Genomic DNA, 959 nt, shown 5'->3' on the forward strand with positions numbered 1-959 from the left:
TGTATTCAAAAATAACTCCTCCGAGACTAATTACATTAGACCAAGAGTTAAAACTCCATACAAACAAATCTGAGAATCCGTTTTGTTCAAAAATCCAATTATAAACTTAGAAATGGAAATACCTTACTAAAAGCGAAATAGAGCTGAAAGTTTTCCAGCTCATGCGTTAATTCGTTCCGTATGCTTACAAGTAGGAAATTGTGAACAACCAAAAAATTTATTTCCGTTTTGCTTCCCTTGTCTCACAATCATTTTATTTTTACAAACCGGACACTTCCGTTCAGCCGGATCTACTCGATGATACACATCTTCTGCTTTTTGTTCTGGATTCACTTTACTGATTAATTTTTGAAGTTCAAAACGATCAATGAGTTTTACCTGACATGCTTTTGCTAATTCTTCGGCTTGTTTTGTATATGCATTATTGGTTACGATCCATGCTTCATCTGCCTTATAATAGGCTTGGTTCTGTTGCAAAGTTTTAAACGCCCCCAAAAATATAGAATGAAAATACAATTTTTCCGAATAAACATTATAAAATATACAAGAACATGTATCGTATACTCATTATTTTCGGTTATTTTTCAACTTTGCAACAGAACCTAATGAACAAATGCAATTTAAAAGCCAAATCGAGAATTTACGTTCTTGGCTGCAAATTATGCAACTTAATGGAGTTAGAATGATAAATCCTCCTGCAGACCATTCTAAATACTTTCAACTGTATAAACTGATTCATGCAGGATTGCCTATTCCAAAAACTTGTATCACAAACTCTTACAAAAGATTAGAAGAGTTCATAAAATCAACGGATAGAATTGTATATAAACCTCTCATAGGTGGATATTATTGTAGAGAAGTGAACGGCGATGAATTATTAAAGATGAAGTCTTTAAATTTAGAGCCCGTTATTTTTCAAGAGTATATAGAGGGAAAAGATATTAGGGTCTATACTCTAA

The 959-nt window shown here is 32.5% G+C and carries 1 protein-coding gene and 1 pseudogene; one reads left to right on the top strand and one right to left on the bottom strand.

The annotated features are described in order from the left end of the window. Positions 1-159 precede the first annotated feature (159 nt). A pseudogene (locus LOK41_RS28250) lies at positions 160-468 on the bottom strand (topoisomerase DNA-binding C4 zinc finger domain-containing protein); the annotation flags it as partial. Positions 469-613: 145 nt separating this feature from the next. On the opposite strand from LOK41_RS28250, the gene LOK41_RS28255 reads away from it, so the two are divergent. Further along, on the top strand, positions 614-959 hold a 346-nt coding region (locus LOK41_RS28255), incomplete at its 3' end, for an ATP-grasp domain-containing protein (RefSeq protein WP_481748849.1).

Source organism: Bacillus sp. TL12 (assembly GCF_022625245.1).
GTDB lineage: Bacteria > Bacillota > Bacilli > Bacillales > Bacillaceae_G > Bacillus_A.